Source organism: Actinomadura sp. GTD37 (assembly GCF_041951365.1).
GTDB lineage: Bacteria > Actinomycetota > Actinomycetes > Streptosporangiales > Streptosporangiaceae > Spirillospora.
In genome coordinates, this window is sequence record NZ_JBGNUS010000001.1 from 2,133,983 (window position 1) to 2,154,182 (window position 20,200).

General features: G+C 73.6%; 17 protein-coding genes. 13 read left to right on the forward strand and 4 right to left on the reverse strand.

Going from position 1 to position 20,200, the window contains the following annotated elements:
• Nucleotides 1-39: 39 nt before the first annotated feature.
• Both ACA511_RS10305 and ACA511_RS10310 read left to right on the forward strand, forming a co-directional pair.
• The gene (locus ACA511_RS10305; protein ID WP_375023863.1) at nt 40-1,371 is read left to right on the forward strand and encodes an NAD(P)/FAD-dependent oxidoreductase; all 1,332 of its coding nucleotides are present in this window, start codon (nt 40-42) and stop codon (nt 1,369-1,371) included.
• 84 nt (nt 1,372-1,455) lie between these two features.
• The gene (locus ACA511_RS10310; protein ID WP_375023864.1) at nt 1,456-2,064 is read left to right on the forward strand and encodes a hemerythrin domain-containing protein; all 609 of its coding nucleotides are present in this window, start codon (nt 1,456-1,458) and stop codon (nt 2,062-2,064) included.
• Nucleotides 2,065-2,082: 18 nt separating this feature from the next.
• On the opposite strand, the gene lpdA is transcribed toward ACA511_RS10310, so the two are convergent.
• Nucleotides 2,083-3,486 carry a dihydrolipoyl dehydrogenase gene (gene lpdA, locus ACA511_RS10315; protein ID WP_375023865.1) on the reverse strand — a complete coding sequence of 468 codons (1,404 nt, stop codon included), beginning with the start codon at nt 3,484-3,486 and terminating at the stop codon, nt 2,083-2,085.
• Between the two features lie 290 nt (nt 3,487-3,776).
• Here lpdA and ACA511_RS10320 point away from each other — a divergent pair, with 290 nt between their 5' ends.
• Nucleotides 3,777-4,394 carry a hypothetical protein gene (locus ACA511_RS10320; protein WP_375023866.1) on the forward strand — a complete coding sequence of 206 codons (618 nt, stop codon included), beginning with the start codon at nt 3,777-3,779 and terminating at the stop codon, nt 4,392-4,394.
• 73 nt (nt 4,395-4,467) lie between these two features.
• The gene (locus tag ACA511_RS10325) at nt 4,468-5,844 is read left to right on the forward strand and encodes an MFS transporter (protein ID WP_375023867.1); all 1,377 of its coding nucleotides are present in this window, start codon (nt 4,468-4,470) and stop codon (nt 5,842-5,844) included.
• Between the two features lie 10 nt (nt 5,845-5,854).
• On the opposite strand, the gene ACA511_RS10330 is transcribed toward ACA511_RS10325, so the two are convergent.
• A complete protein-coding gene (locus tag ACA511_RS10330; protein WP_375023868.1) occupies nt 5,855-6,058 on the reverse strand; it encodes a hypothetical protein in 204 nt (67 codons plus the stop codon).
• Between the two features lie 352 nt (nt 6,059-6,410).
• Here ACA511_RS10330 and ACA511_RS10335 point away from each other — a divergent pair, with 352 nt between their 5' ends.
• From ACA511_RS10335 to ACA511_RS10350, 4 genes are read left to right on the forward strand one after another with little or no spacing between them, the layout of a single operon-like run.
• Entirely contained in the window at nt 6,411-7,853 is a 1,443-nt protein-coding gene (locus ACA511_RS10335; RefSeq protein ID WP_375023869.1) for a family 2B encapsulin nanocompartment shell protein, read from the forward strand.
• Complete coding sequence (locus ACA511_RS10340; protein ID WP_375023871.1) at nt 7,850-9,232, forward strand: family 2B encapsulin nanocompartment shell protein; 1,383 nt, start codon at nt 7,850-7,852, stop codon at nt 9,230-9,232. Before ACA511_RS10335 ends, ACA511_RS10340 begins: the two co-directional genes overlap by 4 nt.
• Before the next feature lie 27 nt (nt 9,233-9,259).
• Entirely contained in the window at nt 9,260-10,327 is a 1,068-nt protein-coding gene (locus ACA511_RS10345; protein WP_375023872.1) for a family 2 encapsulin nanocompartment cargo protein polyprenyl transferase, read from the forward strand.
• Nucleotides 10,328-10,345: 18 nt separating this feature from the next.
• Complete coding sequence (locus tag ACA511_RS10350; RefSeq protein WP_375023873.1) at nt 10,346-12,118, forward strand: serine/threonine-protein kinase; 1,773 nt, start codon at nt 10,346-10,348, stop codon at nt 12,116-12,118.
• A 24-nt stretch (nt 12,119-12,142) separates the two neighbouring features.
• On the opposite strand, the gene ACA511_RS10355 is transcribed toward ACA511_RS10350, so the two are convergent.
• A complete protein-coding gene (locus ACA511_RS10355) occupies nt 12,143-13,369 on the reverse strand; it encodes an ABC transporter substrate-binding protein (RefSeq protein ID WP_375024724.1) in 1,227 nt (408 codons plus the stop codon).
• A 280-nt stretch (nt 13,370-13,649) separates the two neighbouring features.
• On the opposite strand from ACA511_RS10355, the gene ACA511_RS10360 reads away from it, so the two are divergent.
• The 5 genes from ACA511_RS10360 (at nt 13,650) to ACA511_RS10380 (ending at nt 19,259) form a co-directional block, all read left to right on the forward strand.
• A complete protein-coding gene (locus ACA511_RS10360) occupies nt 13,650-16,178 on the forward strand; it encodes a nitrate- and nitrite sensing domain-containing protein (RefSeq protein ID WP_375023874.1) in 2,529 nt (842 codons plus the stop codon).
• 6 nt (nt 16,179-16,184) lie between these two features.
• Complete coding sequence (locus ACA511_RS10365; protein WP_371947923.1) at nt 16,185-16,562, forward strand: DUF742 domain-containing protein; 378 nt, start codon at nt 16,185-16,187, stop codon at nt 16,560-16,562.
• Nucleotides 16,543-17,184 carry an ATP/GTP-binding protein gene (locus ACA511_RS10370; RefSeq protein WP_375023875.1) on the forward strand — a complete coding sequence of 214 codons (642 nt, stop codon included), beginning with the start codon at nt 16,543-16,545 and terminating at the stop codon, nt 17,182-17,184. Before ACA511_RS10365 ends, ACA511_RS10370 begins: the two co-directional genes overlap by 20 nt.
• Nucleotides 17,185-17,212: 28 nt before the next feature.
• The gene (gene galT / locus ACA511_RS10375; RefSeq protein ID WP_375023876.1) at nt 17,213-18,253 is read left to right on the forward strand and encodes a galactose-1-phosphate uridylyltransferase; all 1,041 of its coding nucleotides are present in this window, start codon (nt 17,213-17,215) and stop codon (nt 18,251-18,253) included.
• Between the two features lie 97 nt (nt 18,254-18,350).
• Nucleotides 18,351-19,259: a hypothetical protein gene (locus tag ACA511_RS10380; RefSeq protein ID WP_375023877.1), complete on the forward strand. Its 909-nt coding sequence runs from the start codon at nt 18,351-18,353 to the stop codon at nt 19,257-19,259.
• A 31-nt stretch (nt 19,260-19,290) separates the two neighbouring features.
• Here ACA511_RS10380 and ACA511_RS10385 read toward each other — a convergent pair whose 3' ends face one another.
• Nucleotides 19,291-20,187, reverse strand: a complete 897-nt coding sequence (locus ACA511_RS10385) for an aldo/keto reductase (protein WP_375023878.1) — start codon at nt 20,185-20,187, stop codon at nt 19,291-19,293.
• Nucleotides 20,188-20,200 lie beyond the last annotated feature (13 nt).

Sequence of the window (20,200 nt, forward strand, 5' to 3'; positions counted from 1 at the left end):
CCGTCCATTGTGCCGTCCGCATGACGCGGCTCCGCCGATTTGGCCGAACGCGACAGAGACGATGGCCGGGAAGCGCCGCACCATCGAAGTGGTACGCATTCGAGGAGAGGAGTGGCCATGGCTCTCGACGCAGCGCCGCGCCGGGTCGCCGTCGTGGGCGCCGGCATGGTCGGGCTGTCCACCGCATGGTTCCTGCAGGAGCACGGCGCCGACGTCACCGTGTTCGACCGCCGGGACGTCGCCGCGGGCGCGTCCTGGGGCAACGCCGGCTGGCTGACCCCCGGCCTGGCGACCCCGCTGCCCGAGCCGGCCGTCCTCTCCTACGGCGTGAAGGCGGTGCTCAGCCCGTCCTCGCCGGTGTACGTCCCGCCGAGCGCGAACCCCCGGCTGCTGCGGTTCCTCGCCGGGTTCGCCCGCAACAGCACCGCCGCCCGCTGGCGGCGCGCGATGGAGTCGCTCGTGCCGATCAACGGCCGGGCGCTGCCGAGCTTCGACGCGCTGCTGGACGGCGGCGTCCGGGCGGAGACGAACGAGGCCGGGTCCTTCCTCGCCGCATACCGGACGGCCGCCGAGCGCCGCGTCCTGCTGGAGGAGATCGAGCACATCCGCGCGGCCGGCCAGACCCTGGAGTACGAGGCCCTGACCGGCGACGAGGCCCGCCTGCTGGAGCCCGCCCTCTCGGACGAGATCGGCGCCGCGATCGTGCTGCGCGGCCAGCGGTTCGTGAATCCGGGCGCGTTCGTGCACGCGCTCGCCGACTCCGTCCGCGACCGGGGCGGCAAGATCCGGACGGGCGCCGAGGTCACCGACATCGGCCACCAGCGCGGCAGCGTCTCCGTCCGCACCACGGGCAGCGACTTCGAGAAGTTCGACACGGTCGTGCTCGCGAGCGGCGTGTGGCTCGGCGGCCTCGCCCGGCCGTTCGGCGTCCGCTCCCTCGTCCAGGCGGGCCGCGGCTACAGCTTCAGCGTGCCGATGGACCGCGTCCCCGACGCCCCCGTGTACTTCCCCGCCCAGCGCGTCGCCTGCACGCCGCTCGGGGACCGGCTCCGCGTCGCCGGGATGATGGAGTTCCGCAGCCCCGAGGCCCCGCTCGACCAGCGCCGCGTCAAGGCGATCGTCGCGGCGGCCCGCCCCCTGCTGCGCGGCGCCGACCTCGACGCCCGCGAGGACGAGTGGGTCGGCTCGCGCCCCTGCACCCGCGACGGCCTCCCGCTGATCGGGGCGACCCGGTCGCCGCGCGTCTTCGCCGCGGGCGGCCACGGCATGTGGGGGATCACCCTCGGCCCCGCCACCGGACGCCTGCTCGCGGAGCAGATCGTCACCGGACGGCGCCCGAGCGAACTCGACCCGTTCGACCCGCTCCGCTGACGACCGCGCCAGGGCCGGCGCCATTGGACGCGGTCACCTTCTCCCCTTCCGAACCGTCAATGCGGTGAAACGGAAGGGGAGACCATGTCCAAGTACGACTGGACCGCGATGTACGTGATGCACGACGCGCTCCGCAGAGAACTCGACCACCTCGCCAAGGCCGCCGCCCGCGAGGACGGGGAGGCGCGCCGCATCGTCGCGGAGGCGCCCGGCTGGGAGCTGTTCAAGACGGCGCTGCACATCCACCACACCGCCGAGGACGAGGCGCTGTGGCCGCCGATGCGCGAGGCCCTCGCCGGGCGTCCCGACGGCCTCGCCCTCATGGACGCGATGGAGGCCGAGCACGCCGCCATCGACCCGGCCATCGAGGCGATCGACGCCGGAACCGAACCGCTCGGCCCGCTCGCCGACCGGCTGGCCGCCGGGCTCACCGCCCACCTGCGGCACGAGGAGGAGTCGGCGCTGCCGCTGATCGACGCGACCCTGACGCCCGAGCAGTTCGCGCACTTCGGGCAGGTGCACGGCGCGAAGCTGGGCCCGAACGGCCCCCGCGTCATCCCGTGGCTCCTGGACGGCGCCGACCCGGAACTGGCCGCCACGATGCTGGCGCTCCTCCCCGAACCGGCCCGCAACGCCTACGAGACCGCGTGGCTCCCCGCCTACGCGTCCCTCGACCGCTGGCCGGCCGCCTGACCCGCGCCGCCGCTCGGGTCAGAGGTTGATCATGTGGCCGGCCAGGCCGTGGACGGCCTCCTTCATCGCCTCGCCCAGGGTGGGGTGGGCGTGGACGTTGCGGGCCACCTCGTTGACGGTCAGGTCCCACTGCTGGGCCAGGGTCAGCTCGGGCAGCAGCTCGGTGACCTCGGGGCCGATCATGTGCGCGCCGAGGATCTCGCCGTACTTGGCGTCGCTGATGACCTTGACGAAGCCGTCGCCCTCGCCCATGCCGAGCGCCTTGCCGTTGGCGCTGTAGGGGAACTTCGCCGTCTTCACGTCGAAGCCCTGCTCCTTGGCCTGCGCCTCGGTGTAGCCGAACGAGGCCACCTGCGGCTGGCAGTAGGTGGCGCGCGGGATCATGATGTAGTCGAGTTCCATCGTCTCGGCGTCCGCGATGGTCTCCGCCGCGACGATGCCCATGGCCTCGGCGGCGTGCGCGAGCATCAGCTTGGCGGTCACGTCGCCGATGGCGTAGATGTGCGGGACGGACGTGCGGCACCGGCCGTCCACGTCGATCGCGCCCCGCTCGGTGAGCTGCACGCCGGCCTTGTCCAGGCCGTAGCCCTCCACGTTCGGCTGGAAGCCGATGGCCTGGAGCACCTTGTCGGTCTCGATGACCTGCTGGGCGCCGTCCTTGCCGGTGACGGTGACCTTGACCTTGTCGCCCGAGTCGTCGATCGCGTCCACGCGGGTGGAGGTGAGGACGTCCACGCCGAGCTTGCGGTAGCGCTTCGCCAGCTCCTTCGACACGTCGGCGTCCTCGTTCGGGACCATCCGGTCGAGGAACTCGACGATCGTGACCTTCACCCCGTAGTTGTGCAGGACGTAGGCGAACTCGACGCCGATCGCGCCCGCGCCGGCGATCACGATGCTCTCCGGCAGCTCCGCGCTGAGGATCTGCTCCTCGTAGGTGACGACCCGCTCCGACAGCGACGTCCCCGGCAGCAGCTTGGTGTGCGCGCCCGCCGCGACGATGCAGTTGTCGAACGTCACCGTCTCGGACGAGCCGTCCTGCCGGGAGACCTGCAGCGTGTTCGGGTCGGTGAACGCGCCGCGCCCGTCATAGGTGGTGATCTTGTTCTTCTTCATCAGGAACTGGACGCCCTTGACGAGCTTGTCCGACACCTGCCGGCTGCGCTGGAACGCGACGCCGTAGTCGAAGGACACCTGCCCCTCGACGTTGATCCCGAAGGTCTGCCGCTCCTTGGTGAAGATGTGCGCCAGCTCCGCGTTGCGCAGCAGCGCCTTCGACGGGATGCAGCCGACGTTGAGGCACACCCCGCCCCAGTACCTCTCCTCGATGATGGCGGTCTTCAGCCCGAGCTGTGCCGACCGGATCGCGGCGACATATCCACCCGGGCCCGCGCCGAGGACCACGACGTCAAAGTGTTCGCTCATATCAATGGACGATATTCGCCACGGCCACGTGTTCGCATCCCGGACCGGCGGGGCGCCGCGGCAGGAGCGGGCGTCACGTACTGTTAGGGTTTCGGACGGCCTTCCGGCGGTGAGCATGCCAGGTGCGGGAGGCACGTCGAGAGCACGAGGGCGGCGCGCCGTGCGGCGCGAGCCCGGACCGCCCCGGCCCGCTGAGCCCGGCGGTGCACCCGAGCAGCGGCGTCGCGGGGACGGGAACTTCGATTCGCGCGCCGGCCGTCGCCCACCCGAGCCGAGTGGAGGAGTCGCGAGTGAGGATCCCCAAGCGCGTCAACACCGTCCTGGACTGGATGGAACAGCACTTTGTCGCGCTTGCCGCAGTCGTCGCGCTGGTCGTGGTCGCGGTGGTGGCCACGTTCGCGCCCGCCGCGGTCGGCCTCCCCGTCGCGGGCTTCGTCCTCGGCACGGCGCTGGGGGGCTTCCTCGTGCACCTGCGGCTGAGCCGCCGCATCGCCCGCGCCCGCGCCGACGTCGACAACCTGCTGCGCGAGAACGGCGCGCTGCGGCACCGCAACAACGTCCTCGCCAGCGGCGTGATCACCCGCGAGTCGCAGGAGACGCAGGCCCTCGTGTCGATCCCCGAGGACGACCTCCTGGAGGACGAGCTGCGCGCCGACCCGCAGCGCACCGCCACCCTGGACGAGCTCCTCGGCGGCGACCCGCAGCGCACCGACGAACTGCCGGGCGAGCAGTCGGCTGATGGGCAGGCGTCCGACCCCTCCGAGGCCCCGGCCGGCGACGACCCGCAGCGCACCACCGTCCTCCCCGAGCTTCCGGACGACCTCGCGGACGACGACGCGGACACCGCCAGGACGCCCCGGACCGCGAAGTCCAAGGGCGCGGCGGCGAAGAAGGCCAGGAAGGCGTGACCGCGCCCCTCGCCGGGTGAGCACGGGCGGTGACCCGGCGTTAGCTTTGCCGATCATCGGGCAGATGTAGCGCGTGAAAGACGACCCCGAGCGCGTGGACGCGGGCGCGACCCTGCCGGAGGACCGGGGCGGCACCGGCGCCGTCCACAAGGCCGTGATCGCGTCCGCGATGGGCAACTGCATCGAGTGGTTCGACTTCGGCGTGTTCAGCGCCGGGGTGATGACCGCGATCATCGGCACGGTGTTCTTCCCGGAGGGCGCGGCGGGCAGCGCGTCGCTGCGCTCGTTCGCGCTGATCGCGGCGGCCTTCCTCGCCCGCCCGTTCGGCGGGCTGTTCTTCGGGCCGATGGGCGACAAGCTCGGCCGCAAGCGGGTGCTGGCCGCCACGATTATCCTGATGTCGGGCTCGACGTTCGTGATCGGGATCCTGCCCGGCTACAACGAGATCGGGGTCGCCGCGCCGCTGCTGCTGCTCGCCGTCCGGCTGGTCCAGGGCTTCTCGACGGGCGGCGAGTACGGCGGCGCCGCCACGATGATCGCCGAGTACGCGCCCACGCACCGGCGCGGGTTCTTCGGCAGTTTCCTGGAGCTCGGGACGCTGACCGGCTACATCCTGGGCGCGGGCCTCGTCCTCGCCATCGACCTGGCGCTCAGCGAGAGCGAGATGCACTCCTGGGGCTGGCGCATCCCGTTCATGGTGGCGCTGCCGCTCGGCCTCGTCGGCCTCTACGTCCGGACGCGGATCGAGGACACGCCCACCTTCCAGGCCATGGAGGAGCAGGGCAAGAAGGCCAAGTCGCCGCTGAAGGAGACGCTCCAGCACTACTGGCGCGTCATCCTGATGCTGATCGGCATCGTGTTCCTGCTGAACGTCGCGGACTACACGCTGCTCACGTTCATGCCGTCCTACCTCGTCGACTTCCTGGACATGAAGGACGAGACGGCGCAGCTCATCACCATCGGCGTGGAACTGGTGATGATCATGGTGATCCTGCCGCTCGGCCACCTGTCGGACCTGATCGGCCGGAAGCCGCTGCTGCTGACGGCGGCGATCGGCTACGTCCTCCTGGCCTGGCCGGCGTTCGCGCTCATGCAGACCGACGACTGGCTCGGCGTCGCGGCCGGCTACGCGATCGTCGGCGGGCTGCTGGTGCTGATGCTGGCGGTGATCGGGGCGACGTTCCCGGCGATGTTCCCGACCAAGGTGCGGTACGGGGCGTTCGCGATCGGCTACAACATCTCGACGTCGCTGTTCGGCGGGACGGCCGCCGTGCTGATCGGGTCGCTGATCGACGTGACCGGCTCCAACTACGTCCCGGCGTACTACCTGATGCTCGCCGGGCTGGTGGCGCTGCTGCCGATCATCAAGATCCCGGAGACGGCCGGGGTGCCGATCGAGCAGGCCGGGACCGAGCGCGCCCCGGAGCCGGCGGGTTCCGGGGCGGGATGACCTCGCCGCCTCAGACGGCGTCGGGCGTCAGGGTGTCGGCGGGCAGGGTGTCGGCGGGCAGGGTGTCGGCCGACAGGGTGTCGGGCGTCAGGGGGTCGGCGGGCGCCGCGTCGGCGGGGCGGCCGAAGTGCCGGCGGGCCCAGCCCGCCAGCGAACCCGCGATCACCAGTGCGGTTCCGGTCTCGATCGCCAGTGCTGTCCAAACCGTGGTCACTGGGAGCCTCCCCTCCGGTTTCGCCGGGGCCCTCGGCGGGCCCCGATGTCCGTCACGTGCAACACCAGAATGCGGGAGGTCTTTCCTTGCCGAAGCCCGCGGGACGGGTGATATGCCTCACGTCGCACCTGTCTGACCTGGGGCGAAACCTTCCGCGGCGGTAAAGGCCGCGCCCACTCGCCGGCGGGCCGGGCGTGGACGCCCTCGTGGACGCCCTCGCGGGCGGTCCAGCCGTCGATCCCGGCGCCTGGCGTTCCGGTGCGACTTGTGTGGCCTCATGGAAAGTCGATGGCTCGTTGCAATGAGTCGGTTACCGTATGTAGCGTCACCGTTGGCCGGAGACGGCTTGCTCATGGCGGACCCTCGACGAAACGGTGGTGTGGACGTGACGGAACAGCAGCAGCAACTGAGCCTCGGTACCGCGGCGGCACGGAATCTGGCGACGACGACCAAGTCCGTCCCGCAGATGCAGGGGATCACCTCCCGGTGGCTGCTGAAGCTCCTGCCCTGGGTCCAGGCCGCCGGCGGCGCCTACCGCGTCAACCGCCGGCTCGCCTACACGCTCGGCGACGGCCGGGTGACGTTCGTGACGACCGGCGCCGACGTCCGGGTGATCCCGCGCGAGCTGGGCGAGCTGCCCCCGCTGCGCGGCTACGACGACGACCTCACCCTCGACGCGATCGCCGGGCGGTTCACCCAGCAGGAGTACGAGCCCGGCGACGTGGTGGTGGAGCGCGGACGCCCCGTCGACCGGGTCGTCCTCGTCGCGCACGGCAAGCTCAGCCGGATCGGCGCCGGCGAGTACGGCACCGAGGCCGTCCTCGGGACGCTCGCCAACGGCGACTTCTTCGGCGAGCAGGCCCTCCTCGGGACGCAGGAGGGCGAGGAGCCCGAGCAGTGGGAGAACACGGTCAAGGCCGTCACCGCCTGCACGATCCTCAGCATGAGCCAAGCCGACTTCCAGGAGACGCTGGGCCAGTCCACGTCCCTCCAGGCCCACCTCGACGAGTACCGCGCGAGCCCGGCGCGCGCGCACAACGCGCACGGCGAGGCGGCCATCGAGGTGGCGTCCGGGCACGCGGGCGAGCCGGTGCTGCCGGGCACGTTCGTCGACTACGAGGGCTCCCCGCGCGAGTACGAGCTGAGCGTGGCGCAGACCGTCCTGCGCGTCCACACCCGCGTCGCCGACCTCTACAACGAGCCCATGGACCAGGTCGAGCAGCAGCTCAGGCTGACCATCGAGGCGCTGCGCGAACGCCAGGAGAACGAGCTCGTCAACAACCGCGACTTCGGGCTCCTGCACAACGCCGACCTGTCCCAGCGCATCCACACCCGCTCCGGCCCGCCCACCCCCGACGACATGGACGACCTGCTCACCCTCGTCTGGAAGGACCCCGCGTTCTTCCTCGCCCACCCGAAGGCGATCGCCGCGTTCGGCCGCGAGTGCAGCGCCCGCGGCGTCTACCCCGACAGCGTCGACGTGGGCGGCCACAAGGTCCCCGGCTGGCGCGGCGTGCCGATCTTCCCGTGCAACAAGATCCCCGTCAGCAAGACCAAGACCAGCTCGATCCTGCTGATGCGGACCGGCGAGCAGGCGCAGGGCGTCATCGGCCTGCACCAGATCGGGCTGCCGGACGAGTACCAGCCGGGCCTGTCGGTCCGGTACATGGGGATCGACGAGAAGGCGCTCATCTCCTACCTGGTCAGCGCCTACTACTCGGCCGCCGTCCTCGTCCCCGACGCGCTCGGCATGCTGGAGTCCGTCGAGATCGCGCACGGCGGTACCGGCGCGTGACGCAGGCGGACGAGCGGGGGCGGCTCGCCCTCGGCACCGAGGCGGCGCGCAATCTCGCGACGACGACCAAGTCCGTCCCGCAGATGCGGGGCATCACCCCGCGGTGGCTGCTGCGGCAGCTGCCGTGGGTGCGGGCGGACGCGGGCGCCTACCGGGTGAACCGGCGGCTCACCTACCGGCTCGGCGACGGGCTGGTGTCGTTCCTGAACGACGGCGCCGACGTCCGGGTCGTCCCGCCCGAGCTGGCCGAGCTGCCCCCGCTGCGCGACCTGGCCGACCCCGCGGTCCTGGACGGCCTCGCCGCGCGGTTCGAGCAGCGCGAGTACGGGCCGGGCGAGACGATCGCCGCGGCGGGCCGCCCGCTCGACGGCGTCCACCTGGTCGCGCACGGCAAGGTCGCGGAGGCCGCGCCGGGGGAGTACGGCGCCGAAGCGCAGGTCGGCATCCTCGCCGGCGGGCGGTTCTTCGGCGACCGCGCCCTCCTCGGCGCCGCCGAGGTCTGGCCGCACACGTTCCGCGCGCTCACCCCGGCCATCGTCCTGACGCTGCCCCGGGAGGCGATCGAGGAGCTGACCGGCCGGTCCGAGGCCCTCCGCGCCCACCTGGAGCGGTACCGGGACGCGCCCGCCCCGCCGCGCACCCGGCACGGCGAGGCGCCGATCGAGGTGGCGTCCGGGCACGCTGGCGAGGCGGCGCTGCCGGGCACGTTCGTCGACTACGAGGCGTCGCCGCGCGAGTACGAACTGAGCGTCGCCCAGACGCTCCTGCGCGTCCATTCCCGCGTCGCCGACCTCTACAACGGCCCCATGGACCAGGTCGAGCAGCAACTGCGGCTCACCATCGAGGAACTGCGCGAACGCCAGGAGCACGAACTGATCAACAACCGGGACTTCGGGCTGCTGCACAACGCCGACCTGCGGCAGCGCGTCCAGACCCGGGGCGGCCCGCCGACCCCCGACGACCTGGACGAGCTGCTGTCGCGGCGCCGCGGGTCCCGGTTCTTCCTGGCCCACCCGAAGACGATCGCCGCGTTCGGCCGCGAGTGCACCCGGCGCGGGGTGTACCCGCCCGGCGCGGAGATCGAGGGACGCCGCGTCCAAGCGTGGCGCGGCGTCCCCATGTACCCGTGCGACAAGATCCCCATCACCCCGTCCGGGACCAGCTCGATCCTCGTGCTGCGCACCGGCGAGGACGACCAGGGCGTCATCGGGCTGCACCGGACCGGGCTGCCCGGCGAGGTGCGGCCGGGGCTGTCGGTCCGGTTCACCGGCGTCGACGACCGGGCGCTGCTGACCTACCTGGTCAGCGCCTACTACTCGGCCGCCGTGCTGGTCCCGGACGCGCTCGGCGTCCTGGAGGACGTCGAGATCGCCCGCTGACGAGCCCGCTGCCGAGAAGGGAACGCCATGCCCGCCTGGAAGGACGACCCCGCCGTCGTCGCCTGCGACCACCGCCCGGACCAGCGCGCCCGGTCGGCGGCCGACATCCTGCGCTGGAGCCGGAGCCTGCTCGACCCCGCCCTGCGGGACGCGGTCGAGTCGATGCCGGACGCGGCCCGCCGCATCGCCGCGTACCACTTCGGCTGGCGGGACGAGCTGGGCCGTCCCGCCGCGGGCCCGGCGGGCAAGGCGATCCGCCCCGCCCTCGCGCTGCTGGCCGCGCAGGCGGTCGGCGGGACGGCCGCGGCCGCCCTGCCGGCCGCCGTCGCGGTCGAGCTGGCGCACAACTTCTCCCTCCTGCACGACGACGTCATGGACGGCGACCCCACCCGCAGGCACCGCCCGACCGCCTGGGCCGTCTTCGGGACGAACGCCGCCGTCCTCGCCGGGGACGCCCTCCTCGCCGCCGCCTACGAGGCGCTGGCCGAGGGCGGCTCCCCGGCCGCCGCGCAGGGGGTCCGCATCCTCGCCCGCGCGGTCCTCGACCTGGTCGAAGGCCAGTCCGCCGACCTCGCGTTCGAGGACCGCACCGACGTGACGCTCGACGAGTGCCTCGCCATGGCGGGCCGCAAGACCGGCGCGCTGATGGGCGCGGCCTGCGCCCTCGGCGCCTGCTACGGCGGCGCGTCCGCCGACGAGACCGCCCGCCTGCGCACCTTCGGCGAGCGCTTCGGCCTGGCCTTCCAGCTGGCCGACGACCTCCTCGGCATCTGGGGCGACCCGGCCGCCACCGGCAAACCCGTCCACTCCGACCTGCACAACCGCAAGAAGTCCCTGCCGGTCGTCGCCGCGCTAACCTCCGGCTCGCCGGCCGCCGCCGAACTCGCCGGCCTGTACTTCCGCGACGAGCCGCTGACGGGCGGCGAGACCGCGCGCGCCGCCGCCCTCATCGAGACCGCCGGCGCCCGGGACTGGGCCGCCGCCCACGCCCGCGTGCTCCTGACCGAGGCCCGCACCCACCTGAACGGCGCGGTTCCCGCCCCCGCCGCGGAACTCCACACCCTCGCCCGGCTTATGACCCAACACGATCATTGACCGCTCTACACTGCTTGCGTGCAGCCCCTCGAACCCACCGATCCCCGGCAACTCGGCGCCTACCGGCTGACCGCGCGGATCGGTGAAGGCGGCCAGGGCGTCGTCTATCTCGGCACCGGCGACGCCGGCGCGCAGGTGGCGGTGAAGCTGTTCCACGCCCAGCTGACCGGCGACCCCGGCACGCTGAACATGGCCGACATGTTCGCCCGCGAACTGGAGGCGGCCAAGCAGGTCGCGCGGTTCTGCACCGCGCAGGTGCTCGACTCCGGCACGTCCGGGAGCCGCCACTACATCGTCAGCGAGTACATCGACGGGCCGCCGCTCAGCCGGGTCGTCGCCGAGCAGGGGCCCCGCGCGGGCAGCGCCCTCGACCGGCTCGCCATCGCGACCGCCACGGCCCTCGTCGCCCTGCACGACGCCGGCATCGTCCACCGCGACTTCAAACCGCACAACGTGCTGATCGGCGCGGACGGTCCGCGCGTCATCGACTTCGGCATCTCGCGCGCGCTGTCCGGCGCGCAGACGATGGTCAGCCGCGCCATCGGCACGCCCGCCTACATGGCGCCCGAGCAGCTCGAACCCGGTGAGCTCGGCCCCGCCGCCGACGTCTTCGCGTGGGCGTCCACGATGGTGTTCGCCGCGACCGGGCGCGCCCCGTTCGGCAACGAGACCGTCCCCGTCGTGTTCAACCGCATCGCGAACCACCAGCCGGACCTCACCGGCGTGGAGGAGCCGCTGCGCGGCCTCCTCGCCGAGTGCTTCGCGAAGGACCCGGCGCGCCGTCCGTCCGCGCAGGACGTCCTCGACCGCCTCGTCCGGCCGGGCCGCACCCCGTCCGCCCCGTCCGCCCCGTCTGCTGCGTCTGCCGCGTCCACTCTGTCCGACCCGTCCGCGCCGCCGCCGCCCGGTTCCATGCTTCCGCCCCTGCCGGCCTCCGCCCTCCTGCCCCCGGCCCCGGCCGGAACGCCGCCGGCCGGTGACGACACGGGCGGAGCGGACGACACCGCGCTCACCCCGCCGCCCGCGGCCACCCCCGCCCCCGCATCGGCGTCAGCGTCCGCGCAGGGCTCCGCGCCCGAGCCTCCGGCGTTAGCCTCCGCGCCTCCGCCTCCGCAGGGCTCCGCGCCTCCGGACCCGCCGGGCCCGGCGTCCGCGCCTCCCAATCCGGCGGGGCACGGTGCGCCGCCGCCACCCCCGGCCTTCGGACGGGTGGACGCGGTCACCGCGCCGCAGCGGTCGGGCGGCCGGCGCACGAAGGTCCTGGCCGGCGCGGCCGCGGCGGTGGCGGCCGTGGCCGCCGCCGTCTTCGCGGTGGCCTGGTTCTCCGGTGACGAGCCCGCGGGCCGCGACGGGGGCGCGGTCGCGGACGACTCGTCCGGCCCGGCCACCCCCGGGGCCGGAACCACGGCCCAGGCGGGGGCCGGCGCCGGGACCCGGTCGCCCGGCGCGAGCGCGAGCCCGTCGCGGTCGGCCGCGTCGCGGTCGCCGTCGCAGTCGGCGGCGCCCTCGCGGTCGCCGTCCGCCGCGCCGACGCGCCCCGTCAAGCTCGTCCGGGCGGAACTCGGCCCCGGGCACTTCACCGACTACTGCGTGAAGCTCGGCTGGGAGTGGGTCGAGTACCGGGAGACGCCGAGCCCCGGCGCGTACTGCATCATGCGCAAGGGCGACACGATGAAGCTGTCGGCCGCTCAGCTCGACGCCGGATGCCGGTGGCGGTACGGCGACAGCCGGGCCCGGCACTTCTTCAAGGGCAAGTCGAACTACTGCTACACGATGAAGCCCGCCTCCTGAGCGGCTCCGCCGGGGCGCGGGCCCCTATCCCTTGATCTGCGTCCACGCCTGGGCCCAGCGGTCGTAGTCGACGCAGGTGCTGCCGCGGTCGTCGCCGCAGTCCCGCACGGGCGTCTTCCAGAACGCGAGGCGCTTGTAGAACTCGGGGTCGCCGACGTGGTAGGTCGAGCAGAAGCCCTTGGCGGTGTACCGGCACGCCTTCGGGTTGGCGGGCGCCTCGCCGAACCACTGCGCGACCTCCGCCTGCACCTTCGGCGTGGTGATCCAGTTCATCCACTTGTACATGCACGTCGGGTGCTGGGCCTTGGACGAGATCATCCAGGTGTCCGACCAGCCGGTGGCGCCCTCGGTCGGGATGGTGGTCGCGACGGGCGCCTTCTCCGCCAGGGCCAGGTTCGCGGTGACCTGCCACGCGGTGCCCGCGTAGTTGTAGCCGCTCTTGAACGACTGGAGCTCGTCCAGGTAGTTCGCCCAGTACTGGTTGACGTTGGGACGCTGCTGCTTGAGCAGGTCGACCGCCGCCTGGAACTGCTTCTCGTCCAGCTCGTAGACGTCGTCGATCTTCAGGTCGGGGCGGTGCGCCTTCAGGTAGAGGGCCGCGTCCGCGATGTAGATGGGGGAGTCGTAGGCGACGACGTGCCCGGCGGCGGGGGAGTCCTTGTCCCACACGACGCTCCACGACGTGGGACGCTGCGGGATCTTGTCCGTCCGGTACATCAGCATGTTCGCGCCGTAGCCGTGCGGGGCGCCGTACATCCGGCCGCCGGCGGAGTTGTACGGCTGGTCCTTCAGGTACTTGGCGATGTCGTTGTAGTTGCCGAGCAGGCCCGTGTTGACCGGCGCGACGAGCCCGCCGTAGATGAGCCGCAGGGACGCGTCGCCGGACGCGGACACGCCGTCGTACCGGCCCGTCCTCATCAGCGCGACCATCGAGTCGGACGTGTCGGCGACCTTCGTGTGGACCCGGCAGCCGGTCGCCTTCGTGAACGGGGTGACCCAGTCGACGGTCTTGTCGCTGGAGCCGTTCTCGGCATAGCCCGCCCAGGCGACGAGGTCGAGCCGCCCTTCGGGGGTGCCGAGTTCCTGCATCATCGGGATCTCGGGCGGTGCCGAGGCGGCGGCGGAGTCGCCGCTGCAGCCGCCCGCCAGGGCCGCCGCCGCGGCCAGCGCGCCCGCGGAGAGCACGGCCCGGGACCGGCGTGGGCGGACGGACGACCTGGCGATTTCCGTCGCGTGGCGAGAACGATCCATCACGCTCAGGCATCGTAGGGGTATTTCAGGCTGCCTGTGCACACAAAACGTGATGATCCGGAAACTGTCGACACATGGCCGCATGCGGTCTTAGGCTCTCCTACCGTTCCCCGGCGCCCCGTCCCGCACGGCGCTCCCGTCCGTCCCGCCAGCCGTCCGCCCGAGTGAAAGTTCAGCCGCAGTGCCAAATCGAGGCCGCACCACCACGGACTCTGCCGCCGGTCACCGGCGGGCTCCCAAGGCAGCGCGATTCCGCTCCATCCGCTTCAAGGTCGTCCTGATGGTCACCGTCTCGGTGGTCTCGCTCGGCGTCCTGTGGGCGTTCGCCGCGAGCATCGCGCTCGGCGAGGGGCTCAACCTCCGGCACGTCAAGACCGTCCAGGACCACTACGGGTACCCGTCCGGCGCGCTCGGCAGCGCGCTGCAGGCGGAGCGGCGGCTGTCGACGGTGTACCTCGGCGGCCGCGCGGAGGGCGACCGCGCCTCGCTGGAGTCCGGCCGGCTGGTCACCGACCGGCAGGCCGACCTGTTCCGCCGGCTCGCGCGGAACCAGGCCGCCCGCGACGCCGCGCCGGCGCACACCCGCCGGCTCGCCGACAAGATCCTCACCGAGCTGGATGGGCTGGACGCCCGGCGCCGCACCATCGACACCGGCGCCGTCGACCGCGGCCGCGCCTTCGCCGACTACACCGCCCTGCTCGGCGACGTCGGCGCGCTGCAGGGCTCCCTCGCCACGCTGGACAACTCCGAGGTCGCCAAGGACGCCCGCAACGAGGCGTCGCTGACCCGGGCCCGCGAGGTCCTCGCCCAGGAGGACGCGCTGCTCGCCGGCGCGCTCGCCGCCGGCCGGATGACGCCCGCCGAGCACAGCCGGTTCGTCAAGCTCGTCGGGACGCAGCGCGCCCTGTACGGGTACGCGGCGGCCGAGCTGCGCACCGCCGACCAGTCCTACTACCAGCGCGTCGCCGGGATGCCCGAGTACGGCCGGCTGCGCACGCTGGAGGACCGGTTCGTCGGGTCCGCCCGGCTCGTGAAGAGCGGCGGCAACTCCGGGGTGCTGTGGAAGACCACCGCCGACTCCAACCTCACCCGGCTGCGCGGCCTCGAACTCGCCGTGTCCGAGAGCGCCGAGAAGCGCGCCGCGCCGATCGCGGACGGCATCATCACCCGCGTCGTCCTCGCGGGCGCGCTGGGGCTCGTCGCCGTCGCCGCGTCCCTCGTCCTCGCGGTCTGGGTCGCCCGGTCCGTCATCCGCGAGCTGGCCCGGCTGCGCCGCGAGGCGATCGACCTGGCCGACGTCCGGCTGCCCGGCGTGATCCGCCGGCTGCGCCGCGGCGAGGAGGTCGACGTGGCCGCCGAGGCGCCGCCGCTGGCATTCGGCACCCGCGAGATCGACCAGGTCGGGGACGCGTTCAACGCCGCCCGGCGCACCGCCATCCAGGGCGCGGTGGAGGAGGCGACGCTCCGCCGCAACGTCAGCGACGTGTTCGTCAACCTCGCGCGCCGCAGCCAGACGCTGCTGCACCGCCAGCTGAAGCTGCTGGACGCGATGGAGCGGCGCATCGAGACCCCCGACGACCTGGAGGACCTGTTCCGGGTCGACCACCTCGCCACCCGCATGCGGCGGCACGCCGAGGGCCTGATCATCCTGTCCGGGCAGGCGCCCGGCCGCGGCTGGCGCAGCCCCGTCGCGATCGTCGACGTCGCCCGCGCCGCCGCGTCCGAGGTCGAGGACTACACCCGGGTCAACGTCGCCCCGATGACCCGCGCCGCGATCGTCGGCCCCGCCGTCGCCGACGTCATCCACCTGCTCGCCGAGCTGATCGAGAACGCGGCCGTGTTCTCGCCGCCGCACACGACCGTCCAGGTGCAGGGGCAGGCCGTCTCGCACGGCTTCACGCTGGAGGTCGAGGACCGCGGCCTCAGCATGGACGAGCCGAGCCTCGCCGCCGCCAACGAGCGGCTCGCCACCGCCGCCGAGTTCGACCTGTCCGACAGCGCCCAGCTCGGCCTGTTCGTCGTCGGGCGGCTCGCGCACCGGCACGGCATCAAGGTCACGCTGCGGACGTCCCCGTACGGCGGCATGACCGCGATCGTCCTGCTGCCGGAGGGCCTCGTCGTCGCGGACGAGGGCGAGCCGGCGCGGGGCGCGCCCGCGCTCACCACCCGCCGCGCGGAGGACGCGCTCGTCCCGGTCGGCTCGGTCGTCGGCGGCGGGCACCACGAGCGGCGTCCGGAGCAGGGCGGTTCGGTGCTGCGGCTCCCGTCGGGACGGCACGCCGCCGCCGTGTCCGGCACGGCGGATCCGCTCGGCCTGTCCGCGCGGGGCGCCGGGCCCGGTGACGGCCCGCCCGCCCCGGAGCCGGGTCCGGGCACCGGGCCGATCCCGGTGTTCGAGGAGCCGGGCGCGAGGACGGGCCCCATCCCGGTGTTCGAGGAGCCGGTGCGCCGGTCGGCGTCCGCGCCGCGATCGGCGCCCTCTCCGTGGGGCGACCCGCCCCCGCCGCCGGCCGCCGAAGCCGAGGCCGAGCCGCCGGCGCCCCCCGCCCCCGGCATCCCGAGGTCGCCGCGCGAGGTCCGCCGCCGGCCCGCCGGCGAGCCGGGCGGGGCCGGCCGGCCGGCGCTGCCGAAACGCGTCCGCCAGGAGAACATGGCGGCCCAGCTGCGCGAGGACCGCTCCGCCGCGCCCCCGCCGACCGCCGCGCCGCGCCCGAGCCGGTCGCCCGAGGAGCTGCGGTCGATGATGTCGTCCATCCAGCAGGGCACCCGGCGCGGGCGCGCCGAGGTCCGCGACACCGAGGAATCGTGACGGACCATGACCGGTCCTGGCAGCGAATGGCTCGATGACGAGGCCGGCCCGATCGTACGGTCGTACGCGCTGACGCGCGGGCGCGCGAGACCCGCCGCGGGCGAGGGCTTCGACATGATCACGATAGTCTCCACCGCGGCGCGGCCCCGGTCGGGCTCGCCCGGCATCGGCCCCGAGCATCTCGACATCCTGGAGATGTGCGTGCAGCCGCAGCCGGTGGCCGAGATCGCGGCGCGGATGCGGCTCCCCCTGGTCGTCGTGCGCGTCCTGCTCGGCGACCTGCTGCACCACCGGCTCATCACCGCAACCCGCCCCCAACAGGAGAGCCCGCTCTCCCAGGAACGTCTGCTGAGGGAAGTGCTCCATGGTCTCCAAGCCCTCTGAGCCCGCGGAAACCGAGGGGTCCACGAGGTCCGCGGGGTCCGCCGCGGCGGTCCCGGTCGCGGTGAAGATCCTCGTCGCCGGGGGATTCGGAGTCGGCAAGACCACGCTCGTCGGCGCGGTCAGCGAGATCCGGCCCCTGCAGACCGAGGAGCTGCTCACCGACCGGAGCCTAGGCGTCGACGACACCGAGGGCGTCGAGCAGAAGACGACCACCACGGTCGCGATGGACTTCGGCCGCATCACGATCCGCGAGGGCCTCGTCCTCTACCTGTTCGGCACGCCCGGCCAGGACCGCTTCTGGTTCATGTGGGACGAGCTGTCGTTCGGCGCGCTCGGCGCCGTCGTCCTCGCCGACACCCGCCGCCTCGCCGACTGCTTCCCCGCCGTCGACTACTTCGAGAACCGCGGCCTGCCGTTCGTCGTCGCCGTGAACTGCTTCGCCGACGGCTACGACTACGCCGCCGAGGAGATCCGCGAGGCGCTCGACCTCCGCGCGGAGACCCCGGTCGTCCTCTGCGACGTGCGCGAACGGGCCTCCGGCAAGGAGGTGCTGACGACGCTGGTGCGGCATCTGCTGGCCGTCAACGGGGCGCGGAACCCGGCGGGCGCGCCGACCGGGTGATCATCGGTCGCGGTAGGCTGCCGCCGAGATGAACCGGACACGCGCACGCCTCTCCGACGGCCGCGAGATCGTCTACTACGACGAGCGGCCGGGCCGGGCGCCCGTCCCCGACCCGCGCGGGCTGCGGCCGGTCGAGCCGCTGTGCGAGACGCGCCGCGACCCGCTGACCGGCGACCACGTCACGATCACCGCGCACCGCAACACGCGCACGTTCCTGCCGCCCGCCGACCAGTGCCCGCTGTGCCCTGGCGGGCCCGCGTCGGAGATCCCGGACCCGTCCTACGACGTCGTGGCGTTCGAGAACCGGTTCCCGTCCTTCGACGTCCGCACGCCGCCCGTCCCGCCGGAGATCGACGGCGTCGCCCGCGCCCGCGGCGCCGGGCGCTGCGAGGTCGTGTGCTTCACCGACGACCACTCCGGCGCGATGTCGCGGCTGCCCGTCTCCCGCGTCCGGACGATCGTCGACGCGTGGGCCGACCGCACCGCCGACCTGTCCGCGGTCCCCGGCGTCCGGCAGGTGTACGCGTTCGAGAACCGCGGCGTGGAGATCGGCGTGACGCTGCACCACCCGCACGGCCAGATCTACGGGTACCCGTTCGTCACGCCCCGCACCGAGCGCATGCTCGCGACGGCCGCCGCCCGGCCGGGCCTGTTCGAGGACGTCCTGAAGGCCGAGCGCGCGGGCGGCCGGGTCGTCCTCGCGGGCGAGCACTGGACGGCCTACGTCCCGGCCGCCGCCCGCTGGCCGGTCGAGGCGCACCTGATGCCGCACCGCCACGTCCCCGACCTCACCGCGCTGGACGCCGCCGAACGCGACGAGCTGGCCGTCCTCTACCGGGACCTCCTGCGCCGCTGCGACGCCCTGTACGGCGCGCCGCTCCCGTACGTCGCCGGCTGGCACCAGGCCCCCGTGGGCACCGACCTGCTCCGCCTGCACCTCGAACTCTTCTCCGTCCGCCGCGCCCCCGACAAGATCAAGTACCTGGCGGGGTCGGAGTCCGGCATGGGCGCCTGGATCAACGACGTCTCCCCGGAGGAGACCGCCGCGCGCCTCCGCGCCGCCGGCTGACCCGTTACAGCTTCGCGGGACGCGGAAACGTCACAGCGCGACCCAGTTTCCGCGAGTCCGTGGAACGACCGCGGCCGGGTGCCCTACTGTCCCTCGCATGCCGGAAAGCGTGCTGGCGGAACCGCTGGCGCAAGGGACGTTCGACGGTGCCGCCGTCACCGCCGAGGGGCCGCCGTTGGCGTTCACCTCCCAGGCGGCCCGGGGCGCGAACGCCGGTCAGCTCTGGGACCTGGCGGCGGGCGCCGCCCTCGGCGCCCCGATCCCCGGCTTCCCCACCGACCGCGCCGAATGGGCGTTCGGCCTCCCCGCCGGATCGCCGACCGTCGCGTGGACGTACCGCGACCGCGTCCACGTCCACGACCTGTCCACCGGCGAGGAGCCGGTGCTCGACGGGCGGCCCGACCTCCTCGGCCTGGCCGTCCACCACGGCCGCGCCGCGGTCGTCGCCGTCTTCGGCCCCGCGAACGACGCCGAGGCGGTCGTGTGGGACGCCCTCACCGGCGAGCGGCTCGCCGAGTTCACCCTCTGGCTCGGCCACCGGACGGCCTTCGAACGCTGGACGCTGCACGCCACGCCCGCCACCGGCTCCCTCATCGGCCTGCCCGGCGACTCCGCGGTCAGCCTCCTCGACGTCGAGCGGGGCGAGGAGGTCGCCGTCCTGCCGGCCGCCGACGCGGTGCTCGCCCCGTCCCCGGGCGGCCTCGTCCTCGTCCAGGCGACCCCGTCCGACCTGCGCGTCCGCGGCCTCGACGGGGACCTCCTCGCGACTCTGGAGACCCCCGCCCCCTGCGACCGGCCGGCCGCGTCCCTGGTCGGCGAGCGCCTCCTCGCCGCCGCGGCCCTCCGGGACGAGCCCGGCACCGTCCTCGCCTGGGACGCGGCCGCCATGTCCCCGTCGCACCGCATCGAGTTCCCGGCCCCGCCCAACGACCTGGCGCTCGCCCCGGACGGCACCCTCGTCGCGGCCACCGACGACGGCCTCTACACCGCCCGCCTGTGCACCTAGGCGACGATCCGGCGCCGGGCCTTCCGTTCCGTCAGAAACTCGGGGCGCCGAGGTGGGCGACGCGGTCGAGCGCGGCCATGTCCTCGTCGTCCAGCCCGATGCCGTCGACGGCGAGGTTCTCTTCGAGGTGGGCGACCGAGCTCGTGCCGGGGATCAGCAGCATGCGGTCGTAGTGGGCGAGCAGCCAGGCGAGCGCGATCTGCGACGCCGAGACGCCGTGCCCGGCCGCCACTGACGCGATCGCCGGGTCGGCGGCGAGCGCCCGCGGGCCGCCGGTGAACGCGGAGCCGAGAGGGTAGTAGGGGACGTAGGCGATGCCGTGCTCCCGGCAGAGATCGACGACCGGCTCGTCCGTGCGGTTCGCGATGCCGTAGGCGTTCTGCACCTCGGCGATCGGGGTGATCTCCAGGGCGGCCTCGACGATGCCGGCCGAGACGGTCGAGAGGCCGATGAGGCCGAGCTTGCCCTCGTCGCGCATATCGGTCAGGGCGCCGAGCTGCTCGGCGAGCGGGACGGCGTCCGGTTCGGGGCCCCCGACCTGGCGACGCAGGTTCACGAGGCCGATCCGCTCGGTCCGCAGGGTGCGCAGGTCCTGCTCGACGGTCGCCCGCAGCTGTTCCGGACGGGACGCCCGCACCCATTCGCCCCGCTCGTCGCGGGCGCCGCCGACCTTCGTGGCGAGGACGAGGCCGTCCGGGTAGGGGTGCAGCGCCTCGGCGATGAGTTCGTTGACGACATCGGGACCGTAGACCTGCGCGGTGTCGATGTGGTCGACGCCGAGTTCGACGGCGCGGCGCAGCACGGCGCGGGCCGCGTCCGGGTCCTCGGGCGGTCCGAACACCCCGGGGCCTGCGAGCTGCATGGCACCGAAGCCGATGCGCCGCACGGTCCTGTCGCCGAGCGGCGCGGTCTGAGTGATGGTGGTCATGCGTCCACCATGC